4 protein-coding genes are annotated in these 5,148 nt (G+C 57.1%); 2 read left to right on the top strand and 2 right to left on the bottom strand.

The annotated features are described in order from the left end of the window. The first annotated feature begins 171 nt into the window (after positions 1-171). Positions 172-1,128: an alpha/beta hydrolase gene (locus CGA21_RS16675; protein ID WP_188264635.1), complete on the top strand. Its 957-nt coding sequence runs from the start codon at positions 172-174 to the stop codon at positions 1,126-1,128. A 173-nt stretch (positions 1,129-1,301) separates the two neighbouring features. Here CGA21_RS16675 and CGA21_RS16670 read toward each other — a convergent pair whose 3' ends face one another. Further along, entirely contained in the window at positions 1,302-3,644 is a 2,343-nt protein-coding gene (locus tag CGA21_RS16670; protein ID WP_188264634.1) for a T6SS phospholipase effector Tle1-like catalytic domain-containing protein, read from the bottom strand. Continuing rightward, positions 3,632-4,135: a DUF3304 domain-containing protein gene (locus CGA21_RS16665; protein ID WP_110749404.1), complete on the bottom strand. Its 504-nt coding sequence runs from the start codon at positions 4,133-4,135 to the stop codon at positions 3,632-3,634. The genes CGA21_RS16670 and CGA21_RS16665 overlap by 13 nt, the downstream gene beginning before the upstream one ends. A gap of 589 nt (positions 4,136-4,724) precedes the next feature. On the opposite strand from CGA21_RS16665, the gene CGA21_RS16660 reads away from it, so the two are divergent. After that, positions 4,725-5,057, top strand: a complete 333-nt coding sequence (locus tag CGA21_RS16660) for a DUF6124 family protein (RefSeq protein WP_110749349.1) — start codon at positions 4,725-4,727, stop codon at positions 5,055-5,057. Positions 5,058-5,148 lie beyond the last annotated feature (91 nt).

The following is a 5,148-nucleotide window of genomic DNA, read 5'->3' as shown; positions in this document are numbered from 1 at the left end:
CCGCCAGTCATGCGCAAAACCCATGTGGGAGCGGGCTTGCTCGCGAATGCGGAGTGTCAGCGACATGAATGTTCACTGACACTCCGCATTCGCGAGCAAGCCCGCTCCCACAGGGTATTCGCCCTCGCTTCGAACCGATTATTGATCTTATTGTGCAAAAGGATTCCCCCCATGGCCCTACTGCCAGAACTTGAAGCCTTCCTCGAACTCGCCGAGTTCGGCCGCCTCACCGGCAAAAGCCGCCCAATGCACGAACAGACCCCAGAACAGGCACGGATCGACTTCGAGGCCTCTTCCAGCTTCCTCGATGTACCACTGGACCACATCGCCTGCGACCACTTCACCATCCCCGCCCGCGACGGCCAAAGCCTCGCGGCACGCCTGTATCGCGACGGCCAACCCGTCGACGGCCTGCAACCGGTGATGCTGTACTTCCACGGCGGTGGCTACGTGGTCGGCAGCCTCGATTCCCACGACGCCCTATGTCGTCGCCTCGCAGCCCAGGGTGGTTTTGCCGTGTTGACCGTGGATTATCGCCTGGCCCCCGAATGGAGATTCCCAACCCCGGTACAAGACGCCTGCGACGCCGGCAACTGGCTGGTACGCGAAGGCGCCGCCCGTGGCCTGGACGCCACCCGCGTGGCACTGGCTGGTGACAGCGTCGGCGCGACACTGGCCACGGTGTTGTCGATCATCGCCGTACGCGAGCCTGCGGAACTGGCGCTGAAACCCAAGGCCCAACTGCTGGTGTACCCCGTGACCGACGCCACCACCCACCGTGCCTCACACCGGGATTTCGCCGAGGGATACTTGCTGGAAACCCCGACTCTGGACTGGTTCTATGCCCACTACGCACGCACGCCTGCGGACCTGGCCGACTGGCGCTGCTCGCCACTGCTGGCCGAAGACCTGTCGGGTTTGGCGCCGGCGCTGGTCTACCTGGCTGGCTATGATCCATTGCATGATGAAGGCTTGGCCTACGCCGAGCGCTTGCGGGCGGCGGGGAATGAGGTGACGTTGCTGGAGCAGCCGGGTATGACTCATGACTTTTTGCGGATGGCGGGGTTGTTGGGGGAGGTGGAAGGGATTCATGCGCAAGTGGCGGGGTGGGTGCGTTCGCGGTTGTGATCTGAGATGAAAAAGGCCGCCATCTCCAAAAAAGGGATGGCGGCCTTTTTGTGTTCGGCGCAAGGACTTTTGGTGGGGCGTCTATCGCCTTCGCGAGCAGGCTCGCTCCCACAAATGAACTGTTTGCAACCTGGGTTTTGGATTTGCCGAACATCTCCTCTGGTAAGAACCCCTCAGGTCAGCTCGAACAAGTTGCCCGATGCGCGCAACATGGCGGTGACGCTATCAATGCGCTGCGCGTAGTCTTCTGAAGCAATCTGCCATTTCAGGCCGGTCACCAACTCGCCAATGTGGGCGGTAGGTTGCAAAAGTTGCTCGGCACCGGGCAGGAACGGCAGGGCCAGGCCGCTGGCCTTGTCGATGACCTGGTAGCCGATGGTTGTTCCACCAATTCCCGCCACCAACCCGCCGACCCCACCCAGTGCACCGCCGCGCTTGATGCCATACACCGTGGCCCCGGCCAGCATCGCCACGCCCAATACCCGCCCAGCCACCACCACCGGCGACAGCTCGCGGCTATTGTCATTGCCGAAGTAGGTCATGCGGTAGAAGAAGTAACCGGCCCACAGCTCCCGGGATTTCAGCTTGTCATGCATGAACCATGCGCGTGAGTCGTGCACCTGGTCATCGAACAGCGCCACCAACAGGGCCATGACTGGATCCTTGCTCGGCGTACCCCAGTCGTCACTAAACAGTTGCTTGGCACGTCGCTCGCCCGCTTCACGAATAGCCGCGTGATCCCGTGCCTCGTCGTTCTCATTGAGCAGGTAGATCGTGTCGCGCAACAGCACATCGGTGATCTCGGCGCTCCAGTGGGTCTGCTCGCGTTTGAGGCCCCGGTAGTCGCGCTTGAATTCGGCGGCGGCCTGGCTGAGCTGGGTCTTGTCGATCTGTGGCTCATAGATCGGCGGGCCGGGATGATTCGTTGCCGCTTGTGGTGATTTCAGGCGATTTCCCAGGGCGATATCTTGCTGTTTCTTATAGTTCTCACGCCCTTTCTCGGCTTCCTCGGCCGTTGCCTCTGTCGCCTGAGTGAAGAAAGGCTGGAGTTTATAGCTGTCGTTATTTTGCAGTGAGTCGTTGGCATAACGGCCAATGCGCCAGCCGGTGATCCAGCCAAGTTGATCGGCCAGGGTGTCCTCCACTGTGGCACTCAGTTGTTGTGGCTGATACTCCGAAGGTGAGGTTCTGGAAGGGACTTCGGTGGCTATGCCGGGGAGGGTTTCACGCCAGGCATTGAAGCGCCCAATTAGTTCTTGATTGATCACAAACTCAGACGATGTTTGCGGCCCCATCTCACGCCATCCCTTATACGGCAACAAACTTTTCGGTAGTGCTGCCTCCGGAACCTGCAACGGTGCCCCCGCAGCAAAGGCTTCGGCGTAAAGATCGTGTAGGACAATCTGCGACAAAAGTTCGTCCGTACCGCCACGGGCCTTGCCCTGATCATGCTGCGGGTAGCCTCCCCCGACATCGGAGTGCACGCCGGGGTACACCACTTCATAGGAATCGGCTGGGTATTGGCCATCCTCGTTGCGGATCGAATCGAGCGGAAAACATGCGCGCTGTTCGAAAGCCGCAACGAAATGCCGGCAACATTTGACGAGCTTCGGAAAGGCTTTTACGTCTGGCAGCAACTGACTGTCGTCGGCCCAGTCCATGTGCCCGGCAAAAAATGGCGCTACGTTAGCGATGCCCACTGAGGCCACGGTGTCCAGTACGCCAAGGAATTCGACGCTCACCGGCAGGCCGATCAGGCTCTGTGACGGTAGTTCCGCCCCCTCCGGGGTTTCGAACAACTGGCTGAGCCAGGTGACGAAGGTCCGGGCTTCTGCTGCGCCGCGGGAGAACCCGTATATGTACAGCTTGACGCCCAATACCTTGGGTGTGGCCCGCTCCACGCGGTCTAGCAAGGTACCGAGCACTTCTTTCATCACCCGCCGCCGCTTGCTGGGGCCGGCGCGAAACATCAGTGGGGCTTTCCACGTGCTCATAGAGTCGACGGCTTTCTTACGACGATCCTGAGAAAGTGGAGTTCCGTTAAGCGCCGTATGCAAAGCGTCAAAGACGGAAACCAGAGCCCAGTTGATGCGGTCTTCACCGCCGGTGGCATATTTCAGTCCGTCTTCGCTGTAGTCCAATTCGCCAATTTCAGGGAAGGGCGTGCCCACACCGGGCATATAGTAGGAAAAGTAACCGTTCTTATTAGCCTCAATGTCTTGAAGCGAAGCATGGAACAGCTTGGCGATGTTGCTCGGGTGATTGTTCTTGGTGTCGTTGTTGTCATTGTTATTCGTACCATCGAAAAACAGGCTGATGTGCAGGCTATGGCAACAACAGAAAGCTTGTGAGCACAGCCCTTGAGCATCAGGTGTCCGCTGGAAGCGATCCTCCTCATAAGTGTGTTTTTGATAATTTTTTGTGACGATCCGAACATCCACCGGAAGACGCCCCTCTAAAGGGAAGGCTGGTGGCGCCCAAGCATTAGCTTTGGATTTATCATTCATTTTTGACATACGGTTGGCTCTTTCATCTGCATAGGTTCCTTGATTGGATAATTCGGTCGGCCATATACCGCGCACGCGGTAGTTACCTTCACACGATTGCAAGTTAAAAAATGCACCTTCAGATCACAAGATTCTGTGTCGGGCCACTCCGGAATATCTACTGTGTTACTATATATTGTGTAGCTTGCTGCATGTTTTGCATAAGCTTCACGAAATGCTGATGATGTTACTGATGGAAGTTTTACAGAAGGATTAGGGTCAACTTCCCATTCAATATTAGCCTTCAAGTCAGGGCGCCATTTGGTTGGCATAATAATGCAGCACGAACTACCCCCTCCGCCATGAGCCCGGTAGCCATTGACCGACAACCAGTTGATGGCATGCACTGTGTGATTTATTGCCTGGATGTTTCCTCCGGCCATTTCATGGTCCGAAGAAGTGCAACCAAACAATATCAGTGCCAATCCACCTAGCAACCACAGCCCGCTGAGTTTCCTCATTCGCATGCACTTGGCTCCTTCATCTGCATAGACTCCTTGATGGGATGAAAACCTCTCAAAAAGTAAACAGGCGGGGATATAGGAAACATCTACGGCGCGTGTAGGATTGGTCTCTGTGTCGTAGCGCTTTTGATGTAGGATTTTTTACGGTCTTTTCGAAGGGGAGGGGAACAGCGACTTTGGACGGGGCAGATCGAGCGCGGATTGATCTCTTTTCACAGCTCTCCCGTGGAGGGGTTCAAGTCTATTTAATAGCCCCACCCAGTTACTTCATGAAAGCCACAGCACCTTGCGTCGTTGCCTACAGTTACTCCAGAATCCGCCGGCTTGTGCGCCTTGGGGTCGCTCGGTAACTTGGATCGGGTCACTGATTGTCAGTGATCGGGTTTAGTAGCCCGAGGGTTGTTAGTTAGGTGCATAGCGCTCCCTTCAGTCAGGTATTCATATGCCTGAACTTGATGGTGGCTGTGCGCAGGGCGCTTCGGCGCGCCGGTTAATGCTAACTCCCCCGGTCTACTAACCTGCGCACAGCCGCCACCCTTCGTTTAGTAGCTAGGTGGTAGCGGCTCCATCCAGGGAGTTTGCAAATATGTTCAAGGTGACACCGAATCCGCCGGACCCCGATCCAACATTGGAAAATTCTGACCCAAACAACCCCAACGACCGCATCCCCTCGGCCGCCGACATCCAGTCCACCCCACGCAAGCTCTGCAGCATGTCTTTCGTCAACCCTGAGCTCGATGTCGAAACCCTGCTGGCGCATGCCTGTGAATCGCTGGCTTCGGCCAATGTCATGGCGTTGGATCTGGCGGATCATATGGAAGGGACAGGTCGTCATTCGTTGTTGGGGATTGCGCAGGTGATCATGTTGGGGGAGTTGGCGGTGAACCGGGCGTTGGACCGGATCGATCCGCCTGAATAATCAATGTTGGGGCGAGGGCCGCCTTCGCGAGCAGGCTCGCTCCAACAACTGGCCGAGATGAACGCGGATTTTGTGCACACCGAAGATCCCC

Origin of the sequence: Pseudomonas sp. PSB11 (assembly GCF_014596605.1) — a bacterium.
Taxonomy (GTDB): domain Bacteria; phylum Pseudomonadota; class Gammaproteobacteria; order Pseudomonadales; family Pseudomonadaceae; genus Aquipseudomonas; species Aquipseudomonas umsongensis.
The sequence above is the reverse complement of the archived record's forward strand: the minus strand, read 5'-3'. Positions and strand labels throughout refer to the sequence as shown.